Genomic DNA, 24,890 nt, shown 5'->3' with positions numbered 1-24,890 from the left:
CCGTGGAACGGGGTCTCCGTGGTGGAGGACACCGAACATTTCGCCCGAGCGGCGCATCTGGACCAGTGCCGCCGTTTTCCTGACAGTGGAGAGCGGGACGATTCCTGTGGAGTGATCATGTCGCCCGAGACGTGCCGTTCGGTACCAGGCCGATTCATCCTGCTCCCCGTGGCCGCCGCGGCTGCGGCGGCCACGGCGGGGTGCGGACCGCTGCCCCTGCTCCCTCCCGCGCTCAGCGGGGACGGGTCGACGGTCGTGCCCGCAGCCGAGTCCGGGCCGGCCACCGAACCGGAGCCGGTCGAGACCCCCGGGCCCCGAGGGGCCGAGGACGTCAACGTGTTCTCCATCGGGGTGGGGGACTGCCTCGACGCCTACACGGGGGAAGGCGATGAGGGGATCTCCGACGTTCCGCTGATCGACTGCTCCGAGCCCCACGACTACGAGGTCTATTACTCCGGTGATCTGGAGGGGGGCGAGTACCCCGGACAGGAGCGGGTCAACGAGCTGGCCGACGAGATGTGCCTGGGGCAGTTCGAGTCCTTCGTGGGCCTGCCCTATCTGGAGTCCCAGCTCAACTACACCTCGCTGTTCCCCACTGAGGACGGATGGACCAGGGCCTACGACCGTGAGGTGCTGTGCCTCGTCTACGACAGCGGGAAGGCCACCGGCACCCTGGAGGGCGCCTGGCGCTGAGCGCCTCTCTTCTCGGCCCGCACCGTCCCCGTGCACTGGACGGTGCGGGCCGAACTTCTGGGCTGGGCGGACGCTTCACCCTGAGGTCTGCTTTGTGGGAAAAGGTCCTTTTCGGGACTTTCTCCTCTTCTATTCTCCCGGCGGGATATCGGGCGCTGAGATGTCGTATCCCTGATGTGACCTGGAGCACCGCACGTGGCGGGACTTAGGTCACTGGACCGGAAAAACAGGCATATAAGACTTTTCGTTTGGGTGGATCACGTCCGTGTTATCGCACGTCATCCGGGGTTCTGATGGGGGTTCCCGAGCGATCTTTCGAATCGCCTCCCCCTTGGAGGGGCCTTTGTTAGTCTGACCACCCGAACGATGGTTCTCGGTGGATGTACGGGAATGATGCCGAACATGGACGCATGTCTACGGGTGGGGCGTTATTCTTCCTATCCGAGCGTCCGTCCGGGTGCGGTCGTGCCGCCACCGAGACGTTCCCCGGCCCGCGGGACCCCCGTGCGGTCGCTCGGGGAGGCACTTCCCCGGACCGGGGGTGGTGCGGTGCTACCACCGATCCGCCCACCCGATTCGAGGAGACGAGACCGTGGCACAGGCTCCGTCGCCGCATGAACGCGATGGCAGCCCGTCGGCCGATACCCGGCTGACGGGTGAGGGGCGGGAGGGCAGGCTCCGACGGGCCATCTCCCGGATGGTCAAGTCCCAGAACCCACCGGAGACCGAGCGAGGACATCCCGTGCATCAGCCCGTGCATCCGCACTCGCGGCCAGGCGACCGCCCGACGGACCGGGAGGAGGGCCGGAGCGGCGCGGACCCCGAACCCAGGGAGGGCACGGCGGACAAGCCGGTCGGCCCCTTCTCCGGACCCGCTGAACAGGGGTACCGCCCGGCCACGCTCAGGAACGTTCCCAACCCCTACACGACCCGGCGTCTGGAGATCGAGGACGTCGACACCGGTGCGCGCGCGGTCGGCCGCTGGCGCGGCGTGGGGATGGACCAGCCCGACCCCCGGGACCGCCCGGCTCCCTCGTCCCGGCCGGACGCCCCGGTCGAGGAGGACGGGCGGGAGGCGGCCGGGGCCCGGACGTCCGACCCGGTCAAGGACCCCGACCCCCCGGTCCCCCCCGCCCGGAGCCGTGAGGGTGTGTTCGGGGGTTCGCCGGGCGGTGCCGGGCACCGGCCCTTCGCACCCGCTTCCGACCCGGATGCTCCGGTACGCGATGGCGGTGGCGCGTTCGAGGGGCCGCAGGAGGCGGCCGAGGCCCCTCCGGCCACCCCCGTGGCGACCCCCGAACCCCATGCCTCGTCCTTCCCCCGGAGCGGTGGCGGGGCGTTCGAGGGCGCTGGGGACAGTGCCGGGACGTCCGCAGACGCCGGGAGACGTTCCGCTTCGGAGCACGCGGGTGTGCGAGAGCCGTACACACCACCGGCCAAGCAGCACGGGGCCGACCCCGTGGAGGGAGGTTCGCGCATGGAAGACCAGCCGGACCCGTACGGGGCCCCCGAGCCCCGTGACACGGGCCGCACCACAGAGACGGCCGCGTCCGGGCCGGGCCCGGCCGGGCCCTACGAGGTGCCCCGGGCGCACCGGGAACCCGCGGATCCGCCCGCGCCGCACGGCCCGTACCAGGGCCCGGCCGTGCCCCCCGTCCCTCCGGCACACGCGCCGCAGGGCTACGCGCCCCAGGCCCCTCCGGCTCCGGTCCCTCCGGCCGCGCCGCCCCAGCAGCATGGACCCGACCCCTACGCCGGCTGGTCGGGGGCCGTCCCCGCGCCGGACCAGCGCCCCTACGCCGACCAGCAGAGGCCCGCACCGCAGCCCGCAGCTCACTACCACCCGGCGTCCTACGCCCCGCCGCACCCCCTGATGACCTACCCGGGTGCCTATCCGTTCCCCTTCCAGCCCCCCGGCTACGCCTTCCCCGGGCAGCCGGTGGTCTACCAGGCCCCCTACGGCGCCTACGGACCGCCGGTGCAGCACATCATCGTGCTCGCGGCCGGGCAGCCGCCGCAGGTGATCACCACGGAGCCGGGCGCGCCCGTCGGGTACGCGCGGGAGGTTGCCGAGCCGGACGGCGGAACCCGGGCGACGGTCCCGCCCGAGCCGGAGAAGAGCGCCGCCCCGGAGGCGGTGTCCTCGCCCGAACCGGCCCAGGAGCTCCCGGCCGCCGAGGAGAAAGCCGCCGAGGCCCCGGTACCGGACACCGCCGCAGAGCGGGCCTCCGGGAGCGGGGAGGGTGAGCGCGCCAGCCTGCTCAACGAGGCCCTCGCGGGCCTGGCCATGCGCGACCTGTCGCTGGTGGACTCGCTGCTTGAGATGGTCGAGGAACTGGAGACCGACACCCAGGACCCCGACCTGCTCGACAAGCTCTTCAAGATCGACAACTTCGCGACCCGCATGCGGCGCAACGGGGAGAACTTCCTGGTGCTGACCGACCACGACGGCGGCGAGTCCGACGCCCACGACGAGATCGTCCCCCTGCTGGATGTCGCCCGGGCGGCCACCTCCGAGATCAAGGACTACCCGCGGGTGCGGCTGGGCAAGCTCCCGCAGACCTGCATCACCGGTTTGGCGGCCGACGACATCAGCCACCTGCTGGCCGAGCTGCTGGACAACGCCACCTCCAACTCGCCCGAGCACTCCCAGGTCGTGGTCAGCGCCAGGGAGCTGGACGACGGCCGGCTCATGATCGTGGTCGAGGACGAGGGGGTGGGCATCCCCGAGGCGCAGATCGCCGCGCTCAACCAGCGGCTCCAGGGCGATCCCGTCCTCGACGACGAGGTGCCGCGCCACCTGGGGCTGTACGTGGCGAGCCGGATCGCCCGCAAGCATGGGCTGGAGACCCGGCTGGAGTCGCGCTCCTTCCGCGGGGTCAACGCCTACGCGATCATCCCCAAGCACCTGCTGCGGGTGGTCACACCGCCCATGGCGGGCCAGTCCCGTACCACCGCGGTCCGCTCGGTGGCCCCGCCCGCGTCGGCTCCGGCCCCGCTCACCAAGGGCAACGGGTCCCAGGGTGCCCCGACAGCCGCGCCCCGCGGCGGAGGCGACGCGGCCGTCACCTCCGCGGGCCTGCCCCGGCGCAGTGCCACACCGCACGGATCGCCGCTGCGGATGATGCCCCCGATCGGCCAGTCCGCCAACGGCGCGTCGGAGAAGACGCCGCCGAAGCTGACAGGGCGGGCGCGCGCCGAGCAGATCCGCGACGAACTCGGAGACTTCCTCGACGGCGAACGCGAGGCCCTCGAGGGCGGGCCGGACGGTGAGGCCTCGTGATCCCCCTCCCCTCCCGACCCGGACCCACGGTGCCGGAGTGCACCCCCCGGAACCACGAAGACGACACTCGGCCAAGGCAGGTATACCGATGACCGAACCCGCAACTGACAGCGTTGAGAACTTCTCCTGGCTGATCGACCGGTTCGTCCGGGACGTTCGAGGAGTCGAGCACGCCGTGGTGGTCTCCTCCGACGGCCTGGTTCTCACACACTCCAGCGACTTCCCCGAGGAGCACGCCGAGCAGTTGGCGGCGATCGCCAGCGGCCTGCACAGCCTGGCCGTCGGTGGTGCCGGGCTGTTCCAGCGGGGCGAGTGCGAACAGCTCCTGGTCCGGTTCAACAAGGGGCACCTGTTCATCATGGCCATCAGCGACGGCTCGTGTATGGCGGTGCTGACCGCGCCGGGGAGCGAGTTGAAGATCGTCGGGTTCCAGATGACCAAGCTGGTGGAGAACGTCGCGCACGTCCTCACCCCCCAGTTGCGGTCGCAGTTGCGCGAAGTCATCCAGAGCTGAGCACGGCGACCCGTAGCGGTTCGACAGGGATCACGAGAAGGTTGCCACTGACATGAGCTTCCGCAGGCGAAGGAGTAACCGCGTCCGCCCGTTCACCTTCACGGGCGGGCGGACGCGGTCGCGGCATCCGCTGATGGTGCAGACGCTGGTTTCGACGTCCGAACCGGGACAGGAGCCGCCGGGTACCCTCATGCCGGAGTCGATCAAGATCTACCGACTGTGCCGGGAGACGCGGTCACTCGCCGAGGTTTCGGCGGAACTGAACATCCCCTTGGGTGTGACCCAGGTTCTGGTCAGTGACCTGGCCGAGCAGGATCTGGTGTACATTCACCCGACCATCACCGGCAGCAGTCCATCCGAAAACCAGGTTCTGGAGAGGGCTCTTCGTGGTCTCGAACGACTTTTCCAGTGACGGCAAGTCGAATCGCAAGAAGATGTCGAGCAAGATCGTCATCGCCGGAGGCTTCGGTGCCGGCAAGACGACCTTGGTGAGCTCGGTCTCGGAGATTCCGCCGGTCACCACAGAAGCGGTCATGACTGAGGCGAGTATCGGCCATGACGACACATCCATCACACCCGACAAGAAGACGACCACCGTCGCGATGGACTTCGGTCGCATCACGATCGACGACGAGCTGGTCATGTACATGTTCGGCACACCGGGCCAGGCACGGTTCTGGTTCATGTGGGACGATCTCGTCCGGGGCGCGGTCGGTGCCGTGGTCGTGGTCGACTGCCGCAGGCTCGCGGACTCCTTCGACGCGGTCGACTACTTCGAGACGAACAAGCGCATTCCCTACATCGTGGCCCTGAACAGGTTCGAGGGGCGGCTCGAATACACGACCGAGCAGGTCCGGGAGGCACTGGAGGTCAGCCCCGAGGTACCGATCATCGACTTCGACGCGCGGCACCGCGGCTCCGGAGGAGAGGTTCTCAAGACGCTGCTGCGGTACGCGCTGGAACACAACCGAGCCGGAGAGACGGTCGCCTGAACCCCGGGGGGCGGACCTGCCCTCCACACCGCCCCTTCGCATTCCCTCGAAAGTTAGCGACAGATGCGCAAGATCCTGATCGTCGGTGCGGGCCACGCCGGTCTGCACCTGGCCCACGGGCTGTTGACCGAAGGCTACGACGTCACGGTGATCACCGGGCAGTCCTCCATGGAGATCCGCTCCGGCAAGCCGTCCATCTCCCAGTTCACCTTCCCCACCGCCCTGGAGTACGAGCGCAAGTTCGAACTCGACTTCTGGAGCGCGCTCTCCCCGCAGATCCGTGAACAGAAGCTGGCCCTCTTCCAGGAGGGGACGCCGGTCACCTCCATCAGGGGCCGTTCCCACCCCGGCAACGGTTACGCCGTGGCGGTGGACCGCCGGGTGAAGATGGCCGACTGGCTGGAGTTCTTCGAGGACCGGGGCGGGAAGGTGGTGATCCACGGGGTCACCGTCACCGACCTCGACTACTTCTCCCGGATGTTCGAGCTGATCATCGTGGCTGTCGGCCACGGGGAGCTGGGGCAGCTCTTCGACCACGACACCAGCCGGTTCAGCGGGACCCGGCCGCGCGCCCTGGCCCAGGCCTACGCCTACGACCTCTGGCCTCCCCACGAGGGCGAGTCGGAGAACATCGGCTGGTTCGGGGTGACGGAGGAGGCGGGCAACGTCATGCTCGTGCCGATCCTCACCCAGGAGGGGCCCGCCCACAACCTGCTGCTGGTGGACAAGAAGGGCGGCCCGATGGACGCCTGGCCGGACCGCCCGGGGCCGGAGGAGCAGCTGCGCAGGATGAAGGACCTGATGCGCCAGTACGCGCCGGACTTCTTCGAGCGGGCCAAGGACGCGAGGCTGGTGGACGGGCGCAGCACCCTCATCGAGGACCTGACGCCGCAGGTGCGCAACCCCGTGGGGCGGCTGCCCTCCGGCGGACTGGCCGTCGGTATGGCCGACGTGGTCGTGACCATGGACCCGTTCGTGGGGCAGAGCTGGAACAATTCCACCCGCTGCGCCGAGGCCTACCTGGAGAGCATCATCGAGCACGGCGACAAGCCGTTCGACGAGGCGTTCATGGTCAGGGCCTTCGACCGGTTCTGGGAATTCGGGCGGGACAACCAGATATGGGCGGAGTTCGCCTCCACGATGGTCGAACAGGCCCTGCCCGAACACATCATGAACGTCGTGGGGGCGGCGGTCCAGTACCAGGAGGTCGCCGACCGCTGGATCCAGGGCTGGGACTGCCCGTCCGACTTCAAGCACTGGATGTTCGATCCGGAGGTCGCACGAAGCTATATCGCCGATGTGCGGGCGCACAACGCCGGCTGACACTTCCCCAGGAGCCCGGCGCCCCACTGCGGGCGCCGGGCTTTCGTGTGCGCGTGGTCTCCTCTCCGGGAGAGGCCGGAAGGGGTGATTCAGTCCCTGGGGCGTGTGTGGCGTGCTTCACCCCCGCGGGGCGTGCGGGGCCGTCCTCGGGTCTTCCCCGAAGATCGTGGCGCGGTGCGCATACCCCGGTGGTTCGCGCCGAATACGGGTAGGTCTTTCTGGTGATGGAGAGAAGCGGGTCTTGTCATGGGAAAACGCGGCACACGGTTTCACGATCAACGGGAAGCGGGTTTTCCTGTCCCCTAAAAACCTATAAAGTCTTGTCCGAATCCTCTGTCCGAAAAGAGAAGGATGCTTGTCAGCGCTTGCGAGTAAGCGTTACTCTCCTTCATGTTGGTTCCCATTTGGCCCAGAATGGCATTTTGTGGGTTGGTTGAGTCACCCGTTGGGATTCTGGGGACTGGGATTGCCGCATGTCCGAACTTCGCTGTGCCCCCAGCGCCGTTCCTGTGCACCTACACGGGCATTTTCACGGGACGTGAACGCGGTCGGGCCGGACGAGGGCAGTTGAAAGGGAAGGGCGACGATGAACGGCGGACCGACCGGAACCCCCGTCTCCGGCAGTGGGGAGCCCGTAGCGATCATCGGCCTCTCCTGCCGGTTCCCGGGTGCGGGAACCCCCGAGGCCCTGTGGCGCCTGATCGGTGAAGGGCGCGAGGCCATCACCGGTCCGCCCGACCGGCTCGGCGGCGGATCGCCCGAGCGCGGCCCCGACTGGGGCGGCTACCTCCACGACGCGGAGTACTTCGACGCCGCCTTCTTCGGGATCTCCCCCCGCGAGGCCCTGGCGATGGATCCGCAGCAGCGCCTCATGCTCGAACTGGGCTGGGAGGCAGTGGAGAACGCCCGCACCGCCCCCGGCTCCCTGCGCGACGCCCGGGTCGGCGTGTTCGCCACCGCCATCGGCTCCGACTACGCGCTCCTGCACGACCGGGGCGGCCCCGAGGCCATCACCCACCACACCCTCACCGGCACCCACCGCAGCATGGTCGCCAACCGGCTCTCCCACGCCCTCGGGCTGCGCGGCCCCAGCCTCACCGTCGACGCCGGCCAGGCCTCAGGGCTGGTCGGCGTCCATCTCGCGGTGGAGAGCCTGCGCCGCGGGGAGAGCGACCTCGCCCTGGCCGGCGGGGTCAACCTCATCCTGGTCCCCGAGAGCACCGAGCAGGTCGAGCGCTTCGGCGGGCTGTCCCCCGACGCCCGCCTCCGCGCCTTCGACGCCGGAGCCAACGGCTACGTGCGCGGTGAGGGCGGTGCCGTCGTCGTCCTCAAACCCCTCGGCCGCGCCCTGGCCGACGGCGACCGCGTGCACGCGGTCATCCACGGCGGAGCCGTCAACCACGGCGGCGGCGACTCCTTCCTCACCCGGCCCACCGTCCGGGGCCAGGTCGAGGCCATCCGGGCCGCCCACACCGACGCGGGCAAGGAAGCCGGCCGGATCGGCTACGTCGAACTGCACGGCACCGGGACCCCCACCGGAGACCCGGTGGAGGCCGCCGCCCTCGGCGAGGTCTTCGCCGCGGGTCGGGAGGAGCCCCTGAGGGTTGGATCGGTCAAGACCAACATCGGCCACCTGGAAGGCGCTGCCGGAATCGCGGGCCTGGTCAAGACCGTGCTGGCCCTGGAGCACCAGCAGATCCCGCCCACCCTCAACTTCATCGAACCCGCCCCCGGTATCGACCTGGACGCCTTGGCACTGAGGGTGCAGACCCGCCGCGAGCCCTGGCCCGGACACGCCCCGCTGGCCGGGGTGTCCTCCTTCGGTATGGGCGGCACCAACTGCCACCTCGTCCTGGGGCCCGCCCCCGCCGACGGACCCGGGGGAGAGGAGGAGGCCGCCCCCCGCCTCCTGGATCCGGTGCCCTGGGTGCTCTCGGCACGGTCGGAGGAGGCGCTGCGCGCCCAGGCCTCCGCCCTGCACGCGCATGTGTCCGCCCGGCCCGGGACCAGGGCCCGGGACATCGGCTTCTCCCTGGCCACCACGCGCGATGTGTTCGAGCACCGCGCCGTGGTGTTCGCCCCGGGCGACGGCGGCACCCGTGAGCTGGAGTCGGTGCGCTCCGAAAGCGTCGCCGCCGTCGACGGCCCCGGCACGGTCCTGGTCTTCCCGGGACAGGGCGGCCAGTGGATCGGTATGGGCCGCGACCTCCTGGAAGCCGACAGCCCCCCTGCCGAGGCGTTCGCCGCGCGGGTCCGCGAGTGCGAACGGGCCCTCGACCCCTACGTGGACTGGTCCCTGGCATCGGTGCTGCGCGGTGAACCGCAGGCCCCCGCGGTGACCGGTACCCTCGCCCGCGTCGACGTCATCCAACCGGTGCTGTGGGCCGTCATGGTCTCCCTGGCCCGGGCCTGGGAGGAGCTGGGCGTGCGTCCCGCCGCCGTGGTCGGCCACTCCCAGGGCGAGTTGGCCGCCGCCTGTGTGGCCGGTGCCCTGACGCTGGAGGAGGCCGCTCGCATCGTGGCCCTGCGCAGTCAGGCCGTGGCCGGACTCGCCGGGACCGGCGGCATGGCCTCTCTGGGCGTGTCCGTGGAGGAGGCCGAGGAGCTCACCCGAGTCCTGCCCGACCTGCACGTTGCCGTGGTCAACGGGCCCGAATCCGTGGTGCTCTCCGGTTCTCCGCGCTCGGTGCGCGCCGCGGTCGAACGCTGCGCCGACCGCGGCGCGCACGCGGCCCTCGTCGAAGTGGACTACGCCTCCCACTCCCCGCACGTGGAGCGCATCCGGAGCCAGATCGCCGAGCGGTTGGGGCGGGTGCGGTGGCAGGCCCCTGAGGTGCCCTTCTACTCCACTCTCACCGGCGCCGAACTGGGCGAACGGGCACTGGACGCCGACTACTGGTACGCGGGCCTGCGCAGCCCCGTACGGTTCTCCGACGCAGTGGACGCCCTGATCGCCGACGGCCACCGGGTCTTCCTGGAGGCGAGCCCCCACCCGGTCCTCACCCACGGCGTGCGGGACGCGCTGGAACGGGCCGGGGCGTCCGGCCACGTCCTCAAGACACTGCGCAGGGGAGAGGGAGACCAGGCGCAACTGCTCAACGCTGCGGCCCGCGCCTTCACGGCCGGGGTGGACATCGAGTGGCCGCGCCTGTTCGAGGGCACCGGGGCACGCCGCACCGACCTGTTCCCCTACCCGTTCCAGCGCCGCCGCTTCTGGCCCGGGATCGCCGCCGGGGCGCGTACCGGGACAGGGGTGGACTGGTCGGCCGCACCGGAGGAGGCAGAAACGGTCCACGAGCGCACCGCCTCGGTGCTGGAACTGGTGGCGGAACAGGCCGCCCGGGTCCTCTCCAGGGCCTCACTCGACCCGGGCGAGGAGGAACGCGCCTTCCGCGACCTCGGCTTCGACTCGATCATGATGCTGGAACTGCGCAACGCCCTGCACCGGCACACGGGTGTGCGCCTGGACCAGAACGTGCTGTTCGAGCAGCCCACCCCGGCGGCGCTGGCCCGTTTCCTCGCCGAGGAGTTGGGCCGCGACGAGGTCAGTGTGGTGAGCGGACATTCGCAGCCCGCGGAACCGGACCCGAAGCCTCGCCCCGTCCCGGCCCCGACGGCCCGGGACGGGGACCCGATCGCCATCACCGCGATGGCCTGCCGCCTGCCCGGGGGAACGGTCTCCCCGGAGGCGCTGTGGCGGCTCGTCGAGGAAGGGGCGGACGCCACCGGGGACTTTCCCGACAACCGCTTCTGGGACCTGGACGGGCTCTACCACCCCGAACCCGGCAAGCGCGGCCGCACCTACACCCGTCGCGGCGGGTTCCTCTACGACGCCGACCTGTTCGACGCCGACTTCTTCGGGATCTCCCGCCGCGAGGCCGACGCCATGGACCCCCAGCAGCGTTTGGTGCTGGAGACCTCCTGGGAGGCCGTCCACCGGGCCGGGCTCACCGTGGAGGAACTGCGGGCGTCGCCGGTGGGCGTGTTCGTGGGGGCGATGGCCTCCGACTACGGGCCCCGGCTGGCCGATCCGGCCGGAGAGGCCGACGGGGGGTACCGGCTCACCGGTTCCACCTCCAGCGTCGTCTCGGGCCGGGTCTCCTACGTGCTGGGCCTGCACGGCCCCGCGCTGACCATCGACACCGCATGCTCCTCCTCCCTGGTGGCGATCCTCCAGGCCGCCGAGGCGCTGCGCCGGGGCGAGTGCTCCATGGCCCTGGCCGGGGGCGTCACCGTGATGTCCAGCCCGGGTATGTTCCTGGAGTTCTCCGCCCAGCGCGGGCTGTCCCCTGACGGGCGCTGCCGGGCGTTCGGTGCCGGGGCCGACGGCACCGCCTGGGCCGAGGGTGTCGGCGTGCTCGTCCTGGAGCGCCTCTCCGACGCACGCCGGGCGGGCCGTCCCGTCCTGGCCCTGCTCCGCGGCGGAGCGGTCAACTCCGACGGCACCTCCAACGGACTCACCGCCCCCAGCGGGCCGGCCCAGGAACGGGTGATCCGCCAGGCCCTGGCCACGGCCGGACTCGAACCGGGTGAGGTGGACGCCGTCGAGGCGCACGGCACCGGCACCAGGCTGGGCGACCCGATCGAGGCGTCCGCGCTCATCTCCGTCTACGGCCCCGGCCGCGACGAGCCGCTGCGCCTGGGATCGCTCAAGTCCAATATCGGCCATGCCCAGGCCGCCGCCGGGGTGGCCGGGGTCATCAAGACCGTGCAGGCGCTGCGCCACGGCCGCCTGCCGAGGACCCTGCACGCCGACGAGCCCACCCCGCACGTGGAGTGGGAGGGCAGCGGTGTGCGGCTGCTCACCGACGAGGAGTCCTGGCCCGACACCGGCAGGCCCCGCCGGGCGGCGGTGTCCTCGTTCGGGATCAGCGGCACCAACGCCCATCTGATCCTGGAGGGCGTCGTCGACGAGGGCACACCGGTCCCCCCGCCGGACCTGCCGTTCAAGCGCCGCCGCCACTGGGCGGAACCCGCCTCCGTCCCGGCGGCGGCCACCCCCTCCGTGCTGCTGGGTGAGGGGGTGGAACTGGTCGGCGGCGACACCGTCTTCACCGGCGCCGCCGCCGTGGACGCCCCGGCCTGGGCCGCGGACCACCGGCTGCTCGGCCGCACCCTGCTGCCCGGTACCGCCCTGGTGGAACTCGCCCTGCACGCCGGTGCCCGCACGGGTGTCCCGGCCGTCGCCGATCTCACCCTGGAGAGCCCGGTCCTGCTCCCGCGCGCCGGCACGGTCGACCTCCAGGCCACCGTCTCGGCGCCCCGGCCCGACGGCCACCGCGCCTTCACCCTCCACTCCCGGCTTCCCGGCGGTGAGTGGACGCGCAACGCCTCCGGGGCACTCGCGGCTCCGGCCGGAGCGGTCCCGGACCTGCCCGAGGACTGGCCGGGCGAGGCCGCCGACACCGGGCTGGACGGGGACGAGGCCTACGCCGGGCTGGCGCGACGCGGCTACACCTACGGTCCGGTCTTCCAGGGGCTGCGGCGGATATGGCGGCGCGGCGACGGGGCACTGATCACCGAGACGGCCCTGCCCGAAGGGCAGGCGCCCGGACCGTTCACCGGCCCGCACCCGGCCCTGCTCGACGCGGCCCTGCACGCGGTGCTCCTGCACGGCGGCTCCGGCGGCGACACCGAGGCCCCCCTGGTCCCGTTCGCGTGGAGCGGGGTGCGCGTCGCCACGGTCGGTACGCCGCCCCGCCTTCTGCGCACCCTCGTGGAGCACCTCGACGGCGACCGGTACCGCCTCTCCTGCACCGACGCCTCCGGAGCCCCGGTGCTGGCCGTCGACGAACTGGTCCTGCGCCCGATCGACCCCGCCGCCCTGCCGTCGCTGCCCGACGAGGAACCCGGACTCTACCGACTGCGCTGGCAGGAGGTGGACGATCCGCCCCCCGGCGACGCCGCCACCGTGCCCCTCCCCTCGCTGGAGGCCCTGCCGACCGACGGCCCCGTGCCCGACACCGTCTACGCCGAACTGCCCGCCTGCGCCGTCTACGCCGACCACGAGTCGCTGCCCGCCGCCGTGCGCGAAGGGCTGCTCTCCGCCCTGGCCTCGGTACGCGCCTGGCTGGAGGACGCGCGTACCGCGCACGCCCGGCTCGTGCTCGTCACCTGGCGGTCGGTGTCCACCGACGACGACGACCGGCTCAGCGGGCTGGCCGCCTCCTCGGTGTGGGGTCTGCTTCGCTCGGTCCAGCGCGAGCACCCCGACCGCTTCGTCATCGTGGACTCCGACGGCTCGGAGGAATCCCACCGGGTGCTCGGGCTCGTCGCCGGGACCGGTGAGCCCCAGGCGGCTCTGCGCTCGGGCCGTGTGCTGGTACCCCGCCTGGTGTCCGCCGTCGAGGAGGGCGAGCTCGTACCGCCCGGCCCGCTGTGGCATCTGGCCGCCGACGCCCCGGGCTCCCTGGACGGGGTCGTCCCGCTGCCCGCCCCCGGTACGGGTGCGCCGCTGGGCGAGCACCAGGTCCGTGTCGCGGTGCGCGCGGCCGGGGTCAACTTCCGCGACGTCGTCGTCGCCCTGGGGATGATCCCCGACGACTACGGTATCGGCCTGGAGGGCGCCGGGACCGTCCTCGAAGTGGGGGCCGGGGTCACCGACCTGGCCCCTGGAGACCGGGTCGCCGGCATGCTCGACTCGGCCTTCGGTCCGGTGGCCCTCACCGACCGGCACCGTCTGGCCCGCATCCCGGAGGGATGGGGTTTCGAGGAGGCCGCGGCCGTTCCCGTGGTCTTCCTCACCGCCTACCACGCCCTGGTGGACGTTGCGGCGGTCAGGCCGGGGGAGAGCGTCCTGATCCACGCCGCCGCCGGCGGAGTGGGGCTGGCCGCCGTCCAGCTCGCCCGCCACATGGGGGCCCGGGTGTTCGGCACCGCGAGCCCGCACAAGTGGGACACGGCCGTGGAGTACGGGGTGCCCCGTGAGCACCTGGCCTCCTCCCGCACCCTGGACTTCGAGGCGTCCCTGCGCGAGGCCAACGGCGGACAGGGGTTCGACGTGGTCCTCAACTCCCTGAGCGGCGACTTCGTCGACGCCTCCCTGCGCCTGCTGCGCGCCCCCGGCGGCGGAGCGGGTGCGGGCGGCCGCTTCGTGGAGCTGGGCCGCACCGACGTCCGGGACGAGGCGGAGGTCGCCGCCGAGCACCCCGGCCGCGGCTACCACTCGTTCGTCCTTCCCGACGTCCCCGCGGAGCGGATCGGGCAGATGCTCGAACGCGTCATGGAGCTGTTCTCCACCGGGGCCCTGCACCCGCTGCCGGTGGCGGCCCACGATATCCGCCGCTTCCGGGAGGCGCTGCGCTCTCTCCAGCGGGGCGAGACCACCGGCAAGACCGTCCTGCGCGTGCCCGAGCCCTTCCCCGAGGGCTCCGCCGTGCTCATCACCGGCGGCACGGGCACCCTCGGCCACCGGGTGGCCCGCCACCTGGCCGTCCACTACGGGGTCCGCGACCTGGTCCTGGTCAGCCGGAGCGGTGAACGGGCCCACGGCCAGGACAGCCGGACCGAGGAGCTGCGTGCCTTGGGCGCCCGGGTCGGCGTCCACGCGTGCGACACCGCCGACCGTGCCGCCCTCACACGCCTGCTCGCGTCCCTGGACCGGCCGCTGGGCGCCGTCGTCCACGCCGCCGGGGTCCTGGACGACGCCACCGTGCTCTCCATGGACGCCGACCGGGTCGAGGCGGTCCTTCGGCCCAAGGCCGACGCCGCCTGGAACCTGCACGAGCTCACCGCAGACCTCGACCTGGGCGCGTTCGTGGTGTTCTCCTCGATCGCCGGAACCCTGGGTAACGCGGGCCAGGCCAACTACGCGGCCGCCAACGTGTTCTGCGACGCGCTCGCCCACCACCGCCGACAGCGCGGCCTGCCCGCACTGTCCCTGGCCTGGGGACTGTGGGACGGGGCCAGCGGCATGACCGGCCACCTCGACGGCGGCGACCTGGGCGTTCTCGGCCGGACCGGTCTGCTTCCCATGGCCCCCGACCGCGCCCTGGCCCGCATGGACGCCGCCCTCTACCTGGACCGTGCCGTCCTCGCCCCCGCCCTGCTCGACCCCTCTGCCGCCCCCGGCCTGCCGGTCCTGCGCGAGCTGGCCGACGGCCGGGAGGAGGCACCGGCAGGGGAGGAGGCGGTCGAACCGGTGCTGTCGGCCGACCACCTGTCCGGGCTCTCCGAGGCCGATCGCGAGCGGACCCTGGTCGCCGCGGTGCGCGAGCACACCGGCGTCGTCCTGGGCCGGGGGGAGGAGGGCGGTGCCGGGGTGCCCGCCGACCGGCCCTTCAAGGAACTGGGCCTGGACTCCCTGACCGGGGTGGAACTGCGCAACCGCCTGGGGGCCGCCTGCGGCCTGCGGCTGCCCGTCACCGCGGTCTTCGACCACCCCACCCCGCGTGCCCTGGCCCGCCACGTCGCGGAGGAGCTCTTCCCCGACAGCGGCCCCGCCCAGGACCACGGCGAGGCCCCCGACGACAGCCCGATCGATGACATGAACGTCGAGGGACTCCTCGAACTCGCCCTGGGAGGACACGGCGATCCCCGGTCCGAAGGTGAACAGGAGACCGTTGATGACTACCGGTAGTGATCAGAACGCCCAACTCGTCACGGCGCTGCGCTCGGCACTGAAGAAGAACGAGCGCCTCCAGGAACGACTGGAGCGCACCGGCGAACCCGTCGCCGTCGTCGGCCTGGCCTGCCGCCTGCCGGGCGGCATCGACACCCCCGAGGCCCTGTGGGACCTGCTCGACCGCGGCGGCGAGGTCCGGGGGCCGCTGCCCGACGACCGCGACTGGGACCTGGGCGCCCTGCTCGGCGACGGCTCCGCCCCGCCCCTCTCCGCCATGTCCCAGGGCGCCTTCCTGGACGATGCCGGCGACTTCGACGCCGACTTCTTCGGGATCAGCCCCCGCGAGGCGGAGGCCATGGACCCCCAGCAGCGCCTGCTGCTGGAGACGGCGTGGGAGGCCCTGGAACGCTCGGGGACCGCCCCGTCCTCCCTGGCGGGCAGCGACACCGGCGTCTACGTCGGAGCCGTCTCCCAGGAGTACGGCCCCTCGGCCACCGAGGCTCCCGACGACGGGTTCACGCTCAGCGGCACCAACCCCAGCGTCGCCTCCGGCCGCCTCTCCTACACCCTGGGCCTGCACGGCCCCTCCCTCACCGTCGACACGGCCTGCTCCTCGTCACTGGTGGCCGTGCACCTGGCCGTGAGGGCACTGCGCGCCGGGGAGTGCTCCCTCGCACTCGCGGGAGGGGCCACCGTCATGGCCCGTCCCGGTGTCCTCACCGAGTTCACCCACCTGCGCGGCGTCGCCGCCGACGGCCGCTGCAAGGCGTTCGGGGCCGGGGCCGACGGCGCCGGGTTCTCCGAGGGCGTCGGGATGGTCGCCCTGCAACGGCTCTCCGACGCGCGCCGGGCCGGCCGCCGGGTGCTCGCCGTGATCCGCGGCGGTGCCGTCAACTCCGACGGTGCCTCCAACGGGCTGACCGCGCCCAGCGGGCCCGCGCAGGAACGGGTGATCCGCGCGGCGCTGGCCGATGCCCGGCTGTCCCCNGCCGACGTCGACCTCGTCGAGGCGCACGGCACCGGCACCGTGCTCGGCGACCCCATCGAGGCCGGTGCGCTCATCGCCGCCTACGGGCGCGAACGCGCCCCGGGCCGGCCGCTGTGGCTGGGCTCGCTCAAGTCCAACCTCGGCCACGCGCAGGCTGCCGCCGGGATCTGCGGCCTGATCAAACTGGTGCTGGCACTGCGCCACGGGGTGATGCCGCCCACCCTGCACGCCGAGGAGCCCACCCCGCACGTGGACTGGGCGCAGGACGCCGTCCGGCTGCTGGACCGGGGCCGGGCCTGGCCCGACGCCGCCGCGCCGCGCCGCGCCGCCGTGTCCTCCTTCGGTGCCAGCGGCACCAACGCCCACGTCATCGTGGAGCAGGCTCCCGCCGAACCGGCCCCCCGCGCCGGGCGCGCCGGTGCCGTCCCGGCCCTGCACCTGTGGCCGCTGTCGGCCCGCAGCCCCGAAGCCCTCGCCGACCAGGCCCGCCGCCTGCGTGAGCGGGTCGCCGCCGACCACGCCCTCGACCCCGCTGACGTCGGCCTCACCCTGGCCACCGCCCGCACGCACTTCGAGCACCGCGCCGTCGCCTGCGGCCGCGACCGCGACACCCTGCTGGAATCCCTGGAGGCGCTGGCCGAGCGCCGCACCCGCCCCCGCGCCGTCACCGGCCGTGCCCGCCCCGACCGCCGCGTGGTGTGGGTGTTCCCCGGCCAGGGCGGCCAGTGGGCGGACATGGCCGTGGACCTGCTCGCCGAGTCCCCCGTGTTCGCCGCGCGCGTCGCCGACTGCGAACGCGCCCTGGCCCCGCACACCGACTGGTCACTGACGGCTGTCCTGCGCCGCGACCCCGGCGCGCCCTCCCTGGAGCGCGTGGACGTGGTCCAGCCGGTGCTGTGGGCGGTCATGGTCGCCCTCGCCGAGATGTGGCGCTCCCACGGCGTCCGCCCCGACGCCGTCGTCGGCCACTCCCAGGGCGAGGTCGCCGCCGCCTGCGTCGCCGGGCTGCTGTCCCTGGAGGAGGCCGCCGCGGTGGTGGCACTGCGCGGCCGCGCCCTGCTGCAGCTGTCCGGCACCGGGGCGATGGCCTCCGTGGCGCTGCCCGAGGAACGGGTCCGCGCCGACCTCGCCGAACGCGGCGCCGACCTGCACGTCGCCGTCGTCAACGGACCCTCCTCCACCGTGGTGGCGGGGGAGACCGAGGCCGTCGCACGCCTGCTGAAGGACTACGACGGGCGGGGGGTGCGGGCCCGCCGCATCGACGTGGACTACGCCTCCCACACCCCCCGTGTGGCCCCGCTGCGCGACCGGATCCACGCCGACCTGGCCGGGATCGCCTCCCGCGCCGGGGAGATCCCCTTCTACTCCTGCGTGACCGGAGCGCCGGCGGGGGAGGGGGACCTGGACGCCTCCTACTGGTACCGCAACCTCGCCGAGCCGGTCCGCTTCTACGACACGGTCCGCGCCCTGGCCTCCGACGGCCACGACCTGTTCGTGGAGGTGGCACCGCACCCGGTGCTCTCGCCCGCCCTGCTGGAGACCTTCGAGGCGGAGGGGGAGCGCGGTGCCGCTGCCGTGGCCACCCTGCGCCGGGACGAGGGCGGTGCCGACCGGTTCCGGCTGGCCCTGGCCGAGGCGTTCACCTACGGCGCCGACCCCGACTGGTCCGCCGTGTTCCACGACGGCGCACGCCCCGTGGACCTGCCCACCTACGCCTTCCAGCGCCGCCGCTACTGGCGTTCCCGGGGCGCCGCCGCCCACACCGCCTCCACCGCGCCCGCCCCCGCGTCACGGGAGCCCGCCGAGGAGGTGTGGAGCCTGCCCGACGGACTCTCCCCCGCCGAGCGCTCCCGGGCCGTCCTGGACCTGGTCCGCACCGAGACCGCCGCGGTCCTGGGCCACGACGGCCCCGAGGCCGTCGAACCGCTGCGCGGCTTCCTCGACGCCGGCGGCACCTCCCTGGGCGCGGTCCGGCTGCGCAACCGGCTGGTCGAACTGACCGGAGTGGACCTGCCCGTCACGGCGGCCCTGGACCGTTCCACGCCCGCCGCCCTGGCAGAGCACCTGCTCGGGTTGATCGACGCCCGGTCGGCCCCCCCGCCGCTGCCGCTCCTGGACGAACTGGCCCGTCTGGAGGGCGCCGTGGCCGCCGCCGAGTCCGCGGACACCGTCCCCGACGGCGTCCGGGAGGAACTGACCGACCGGCTGCGCGCCCTGCTGCGCCGCGTCGACACGGCAACCGTGGAGACCGGCCCCGACCTGGACGGGGCCACCGACGACCAGCTCCTGGACCTCATCGACCAGGAGTTCGGGATCTCCTGACCCCGGATACCCGACCACGGCTGTGGGAGCGCAGACATGACCCAGAACAGCAAGTTCCGCGAAACAGTCAAGAAGATGGCCCTCGACCTGCGCCGTTCCCGCTCCCGGGTCGAGGAGCTGGAGCAGCGCGGCCACGAGCCGGTCGCGATCGTCGGCATCGGCTGCCGCGCACCCGGAGCCGCGGGCCCCGACGCGCTGTGGGACCTGGTGGCCGGGGGACGCGAGACCCTCGGCCCCTTCCCCGACGACCGCGGCTGGGACCTGGACCGGATGCTGTCACCGGACCCGGACGCCCCGGGCACCACCCCGGTACGCTCCGGCTCCTTCCTCGCCGACGCGGGCGACTTCGACCCCGCCTTCTTCGGGATCAGCCCCCGCGAGGCGACGGCCATGGACCCCCAGCACCGGCTCGTCCTGGAGACCGCCTGGGAGTCCCTGGAACACGCCGGGATCGTCCCCGCCTCCCTGCGCGCCACCCCCGCCGGTGTGTTCGTCGGCCTGGTCGGCCAGGAGTACGGGCCGCCCGTCCAGGAGTCGCCTCCCGAACTCATCGGATACCGGATGATCGGCGGCATGCCCGCCGTCGCAGCCGGACGGGTGTCCTACACCCTGGGACTGGAGGGCCCCGCCGTCACCGTCGACACCGCCTGCTCCTCCTCCCTGACCGCCCTCACCCTGGCCGTGCGCTCCCTGCGCTCGGGTGAGTCCTCCCTGGCCCTGGCCGGGGGCGCCAGCGTCTACACCGGTGTGTCCCCCTGGGTCTCCTTCGGCGAGCACGGAGCCCTGTCCCCCGACGGCCGCTGCAAGGCGTTCGGGGCCGGGGCCGACGGAACCGGCTGGGGCGAGGCGGCGGGCATGCTCGTCCTGGAACGCCTCTCCGACGCCCGACGCCACGGCCGCCGGGTCCTGGCCGTGCTGCGCGGTGTCGCCATGAACCAGGACGGTGCCTCCAGCGGGCTGACCGCGCCCAGCGGGCCCGCGCAGGAACGGGTGATCCGCGCGGCGCTGGCCGATGCCCGGCTGTCCCCGGCCGACGTCGACCTCGTCGAGGCGCACGGCACCGGCACCGTGCTCGGCGACCCCATCGAGGCCGGTGCGCTCATCGCCGCCTACGGGCGCGAACGCGCCCCGGGCCGGCCGCTGTGGCTGGGCTCGCTCAAGTCCAACCTCGGCCACACCGGCGCGGCGGCCGGGGTCATGGGTGTCATCAAGGCCGTCCAGGCACTGCGCCACGGGGTGATGCCGCCCACCCTGCACGCCGACGAGCCCACCCCGCACGTCGACTGGTCCGCGGGCCCGCTCCGGCTGCTCACCGGCCCGCGGCCCTGGACCGGGACACCGCGCCGCGCCGGAGTCTCCGCGTTCGGAGCCAGCGGCACCAACGTCCACGCCGTCCTCGAACAGGCCCCCGAGCCCGAGCCCGAAACCGCCGAGCGAGTCGACGCGGCCGCCCCCGTCCCGTGGGTGCTGTCGGGGCACACCCCTGAAGCCCTCGCCGACCAGGCCCGCCGCCTGCGTGAGCGGGTCGCCGCCGACCACGCCCTCGACCCCGCTGACGTCGGCCTCACCCTGGCCACCGCCCGCACCGCGCACCCCCACCGCGCCGCCGTCGTCGGCACCGACCGCGCCACCCTCCTGGAGCGCCTGGACGCCCTCGCCGCCGGAGCCACCCGCGAACCCGGTCTCGCGCGAGGCCGGGCCCGCCAGGGCCGGACCGTGTTCGTCTACCCCGGCCAGGGCTCCCAGTGGGAGGGCATGGCCCGCGCCCTGCTCGCCGAGTCCCCCGTGTTCGCCGCGCGCATCGCCGACTGCGAACGCGCCCTGGCCCCCCACAACGACTGGCGGCTCACCGACGTCCTCCTCGGCCGCGCCGGAGCTCCCGACCCCGACCGCACCGACATCGTCCCCCAACTGCTGTGGGCGGTCATGATCGCCCTCACCGCCGTGTGGCGCTCCCACGGCGTCCACCCCGACGCCGTCGTCGGCCACTCCCAGGGCGAAGTCGCCGCCGCGCACATCGCCGGAGCCCTCACCCTGGAACAGTCCGCCCAGGTCATCGCCGTGCGCAGCCGCCTGCTGGAGCGGATCACCGGCGACGTCGCCATGGCCGTCGTCTCCCTGGGCATAGACGTGCTGGAACCGTACCTGGCCGACGGCGACCTGCGCGTCACCGTCCTCAACAGCCCCGGCACCACCGTCGTGGGCGGTGACCGCGCTGCCATCGACCGCCTCATCGAGACCTGTACCGCCGAGGGCGTGCAGGCCCGCCTGTTCGCCGAGCGCCTCATCTCCCACACCCCGCACGCCGAAGCCGTCCGCGACGACCTCCTGGGATCCCTGGACCGCCTCGCCCCCTCCGACCCCAGCCTGCCCCTGTACACGTCGGTCACCGGCGGCCCCCTGGAGGGCCCCGCCGACGCCGCCCACTGGTACGCGGGCCTGAGCCGACCGGTCCTCTTCCAGGACGCCACCGAGGCCCTGCTCGCCGCCGGGCACACACGCTTCATCGAGGTCAGCGCCCACCCCGTGCTCACCGCACCCCTGGCCGAGACCATCGCCCACACCGGCAGGGACGCGGCCACCGTGGCCACCCTGCGCCGCGACCAGGGCGGTACCGAACGTCTGCGCACCGCACTGGCCGAGGCGTTCTCCCACGGCGCCGACCCCGACTGGTCCACCGTGTTCCACGACGGCGCCCGCCCCGTGGACCTGCCCACCTACGCCTTCCAGCGCCGCCGTCTGTGGATGGCCCCCGCCGGCACCCGCTCCGACGCGGCCTCCGCCGGGCTGGAGTCCGAGGAGCACCCGCTGCTCGGCGCGGCCCTGCCCCTCGCCGACACCGGCACCGTCGTGTTCACCGGCCGCCTCTCCCGCACCGCCCAGCCCTGGCTCGGCGACCACGCCGCGGACGACACCGTGCTGCTGCCCGGCACCGCCTTCCTCGACCTGGCCCTCACCGCTGGAGACCGGCTCGGCACACCCCACGCGGTCGAACTCGTCGTGCACGCGCCCCTGGCCCTGCCCGCCACCGGCGCGGTCCAGCTCCAGGTCGCCGTCGAGCGCGCCGACGAACACGGGCACCGGGCCGTCACCGTCCACGCCCGCCCCGCCGGGGCATCCGGAGCCCCCGACCTGGGCGACCGCCCCTGGGTCCGGCACGCCGCCGGCGTCCTGGCCCCCGAGCCCGCCGCCACACCCCGCGACCTCGCGCAGTGGCCGCCCCCCGGGGCCGACCCCGTCGACACCGCCGACCTCTATCCCGCACTGGAGACCCTCGGCTACGCCTACGGCCCCGCCTTCCGCGGACTGACCGCCGCCTGGACGTGCGGCGACGAGGTGTGGGCGGAGGTCGAACTGCCCGCCGCCCTGCACGCCGACGCCGACCGGTTCGGACTGCACCCCGCACTGGCAGACGCCGCCCAGCACGCTCTCGGCTGCGCCCCCTGGACGCCCCGCGACGGGGTGCGGCTGCCCTTCGCCTGGAGCGGTGTCACCCTGCACGCCAGCGGGGCCACCCGGTTGCGCGTCCACGTGCGCCCTACCGGCACCGACGAGGTGGCGCTCCTGCTCGCCGACTCCGGCGGTGCGCCCGTCGCCACCGTCGACTCCCTCGTCCTGCGCGCTCCCGCCGACGCCCCCGAGCCGGTGGAGGCCGCCGACGATCTCTTCCACGTCGCCTGGGAGCCCGCACCCGCGTCCGCCCCCGCCCAGAGGCAGAGCTGGGCGGTGGTCGGCGAGGACCTGTTCGACACCGCCGCCGCGCTCACCGCCGCCGGACACACCGTCCGCGCCCACGCCGACGCCGCGGCCCTGCACGCCGCCCTCGACACCGGAGCACCCGTCCCCGACCGTGTCCTGCTGCCCCACCTGCTCCCCCCGGTGGAGCCAGGCCCGGCCGACGCCCGCGCCGCCGTCACCGCCGCCGTCGAGGCCGTGCAGATGCTGCTCGCCGACCCCCGCACCGAGAACGCCCGCCAGGTCGTGCTCACCCACCGGGCCGTGGCCGCCGCCGACGGCGAGGACGTGCCCGACCCGGTCCACGCCCCCTTGTGGGGGCTGGTGCGCGCCGCCGCCCAGGAGCACCCCGGCCGGTTCGCGATCGTGGACACCGACGATCCCGGCCGCAGCGGTCCCGCCCTGGTCGCGGCGCTGACCGGTGACGGCGAACAGACCGCCCTGCGCTCCGGGGAGGTGCTCACCCCCCGCCTGGTCCGCACCGAACGCACCGGGGCCCCCCTTTCCTTCGGCGACGGCACCGTCCTGGTCACCGGCGCCACCGGAACCCTGGGCGGGGAGATCGCCCGCCACCTGGTGGACCGGTACTCTGTGCGCGACCTCCTCCTGGTCAGCCGCAGCGGCCCCGAAGCCAAGGGCGCCGACGACCTGGCGGCCGACCTCACCGCCCGGGGCGCCCGCGTGGCTCTGGCCGCCTGCGACACCGCCGACCGCGACCGTCTGGCCGACCTGCTGTCGGAGCACCGCGTCACCGGACTCGTCCACACCGCCGCCGTCCTGGACGACGCTCTGCTCACCTCCATCACCCCCGAGTCCGTCGACCGCGTGCTGCGCCCCAAGATCGACGCCGCCCACCACCTGGACGAACTCCTCCCCGACACGGCGGCGTTCGTGCTGTTCTCCTCCGCCGCGGGCACCCTCGGAAGCCCCGGCCAGGCCCACTACAGCGCCGCCAACGCCTACACCGACGCACTCGCCCACCGCAGGCGATCCCGCGGCCTGCACGCCGTGTCCCTGTCCTGGGGCATGTGGGCCCGGCGCGGTGGCGGCACCGCCCGCCTGGACGACCGGGACCTGGGCCGCTACACCCGCCTGGGCATGGCCGGTCCGGTGGACACCGGGCACGGGCTCGCCCTGCTCGACGACGCCCTGGCCACCGGACGCCCCCACCTGCTGCCGGTCCCCCTGGACCTGGCCGGGGCCCGGGCCCGCGCGGCCCGCACCGGCACGGTCTCCGCCATGCTTTCCGCCCTGGTGCGCCCACCGCGCCGCCGGGCCGGAACAGCGGGCCCGGACGCCGAGGCCCTGCGCGGCAGGCTCGCCCGCGTTCCCGCCGAGCAGCGCCCCGCCATGGCCCTGTCCCACGTCCTGGCCGACACGGCCGAAGTACTGGGACACGCCGGCACCGCCGAGATCGACGCCGACACCCCGTTCATGGAGATGGGCTTCGACTCGCTCACCGCGGTCGAACTGCGCAACCGGCTCGCCGCGGCCACCGGCCTGCGCCTGCCCGCCGGACTGGCCTTCGCCCACCCGAACCCGCGCGACCTGTCCGCCCACCTGCTCGCCGAACTAGCCTCCGGACCGGACGAGGAGCCGGGCCCGGCCGCCGACCGTACGGCCGCCGACGGGCTGGTCGACCTGTTCACGGACGCCTGCCACCGGCGGCGCATCGCCGACGGACTCGACCTGCTGTGGTCGGCCTCGCGGATGCGCCCCGCCTTCACCGGCACCGCCGACGCCGGTCCGCCCCGCGCCCCGGTCCGGCTCTCCCGTGAGGGGGAGGCGACCCGGCTCATCTGCTTGCCGTCGATCCTCATGGTCTCCGGGGTCCAGGAGTTCGCCCGCTTCGCCGGCCGCATCCGCGGCCACCGCAGAGTGGACGTCATCGCCCAGCCCGGGTTCGGTGACGGCGAACCGCTCCCGGCGAGCGTCGACGCCGTCGCCGACGTGCTGGCCGAGGCGGTCGCCTCCTGCGCGGACGGGGACCCCTACGTCCTGGTCAGCCGCTCCTCCGGCGGCTGGGTCGCCCACGAGGTGACCCGCCGCCTGGAGGAGCTCCACCAGCGGGGACGCGGCCGGGCACCCGAACTGACCGCGCTGATGGACAGCCCCGACACCACCGACCTGGAGGCCTCCGGCCTGCCCACCATCGAGGCGGGCGTGGTCGAGCGCGCCGAGGCGATCGGCACCATGGACGGGGTCCGCCTCACCGCGATGGGCGCCTACGTGCGCCTGTTCCGCGACTGGCGCCCCGGGCCGCTGGCCACCCCCGTGCTCCAACTGCGCCCCCAGCAGCCCACCATCGACCGCGACGGGCGGCCGCTCGCCCCGTTCACCTGGGCGGCCGAGCACGAGGTGCTGCGTGTGCCCGGCGACCACTTCAGCATGCTGGAGGACGACGTGGACAGGGTCGGCTCCCTCTTCCACGACCATCTCACCGCCCGGGGCCTGTGAGCCGGGCGGTCCCCGCCGCA

9 protein-coding genes are annotated in these 24,890 nt (G+C 73.6%); all 9 read left to right on the top strand.

Annotation, left to right across the window (positions count from 1 at the left end):
• Window positions 1-117 precede the first annotated feature (117 nt).
• The 9 genes from B042_RS0106010 (at window position 118) to B042_RS22095 (ending at window position 24,870) form a co-directional block, all read left to right on the top strand.
• Window positions 118-693 (top strand): septum formation family protein, encoded by a 576-nt coding sequence (locus B042_RS0106010; protein WP_028647515.1) that lies wholly within the window; start codon window positions 118-120, stop codon window positions 691-693.
• Between the two features lie 742 nt (window positions 694-1,435).
• A complete protein-coding gene (locus B042_RS22100; RefSeq protein ID WP_231493842.1) occupies window positions 1,436-3,976 on the top strand; it encodes a sensor histidine kinase KdpD in 2,541 nt (846 codons plus the stop codon).
• Between the two features lie 88 nt (window positions 3,977-4,064).
• On the top strand, window positions 4,065-4,490 hold the full coding sequence (locus B042_RS0106000) for a roadblock/LC7 domain-containing protein (protein ID WP_028647514.1): 426 nt from the start codon (window positions 4,065-4,067) through the stop codon (window positions 4,488-4,490).
• Between the two features lie 52 nt (window positions 4,491-4,542).
• A complete protein-coding gene (locus tag B042_RS0105995) occupies window positions 4,543-4,902 on the top strand; it encodes a DUF742 domain-containing protein (protein WP_081748622.1) in 360 nt (119 codons plus the stop codon).
• A 22-nt stretch (window positions 4,903-4,924) separates the two neighbouring features.
• Entirely contained in the window at window positions 4,925-5,482 is a 558-nt protein-coding gene (locus tag B042_RS0105990) for an ATP/GTP-binding protein (protein ID WP_028647512.1), read from the top strand.
• Window positions 5,483-5,545: 63 nt separating this feature from the next.
• Window positions 5,546-6,805: a styrene monooxygenase/indole monooxygenase family protein gene (locus tag B042_RS0105985; RefSeq protein ID WP_028647511.1), complete on the top strand. Its 1,260-nt coding sequence runs from the start codon at window positions 5,546-5,548 to the stop codon at window positions 6,803-6,805.
• 586 nt (window positions 6,806-7,391) lie between these two features.
• Window positions 7,392-15,383 carry a type I polyketide synthase gene (locus B042_RS0105980; protein WP_028647510.1) on the top strand — a complete coding sequence of 2,664 codons (7,992 nt, stop codon included), beginning with the start codon at window positions 7,392-7,394 and terminating at the stop codon, window positions 15,381-15,383.
• The gene (locus B042_RS0105975) at window positions 15,370-18,678 is read left to right on the top strand and encodes a type I polyketide synthase (protein WP_036554074.1); all 3,309 of its coding nucleotides are present in this window, start codon (window positions 15,370-15,372) and stop codon (window positions 18,676-18,678) included. Before B042_RS0105980 ends, B042_RS0105975 begins: the two co-directional genes overlap by 14 nt.
• A 36-nt stretch (window positions 18,679-18,714) precedes the next feature.
• On the top strand, window positions 18,715-24,870 hold the full coding sequence (locus tag B042_RS22095; RefSeq protein ID WP_051415500.1) for a type I polyketide synthase: 6,156 nt from the start codon (window positions 18,715-18,717) through the stop codon (window positions 24,868-24,870).
• Window positions 24,871-24,890 lie beyond the last annotated feature (20 nt).

This window comes from Nocardiopsis sp. CNT312, from assembly GCF_000515115.1.
In the GTDB taxonomy this organism is placed as follows: Bacteria; Actinomycetota; Actinomycetes; order Streptosporangiales; family Streptosporangiaceae; genus Nocardiopsis.
Note: the sequence above shows the minus strand (reverse complement) of the source record. Positions and strands in the feature narration are given on the sequence as shown.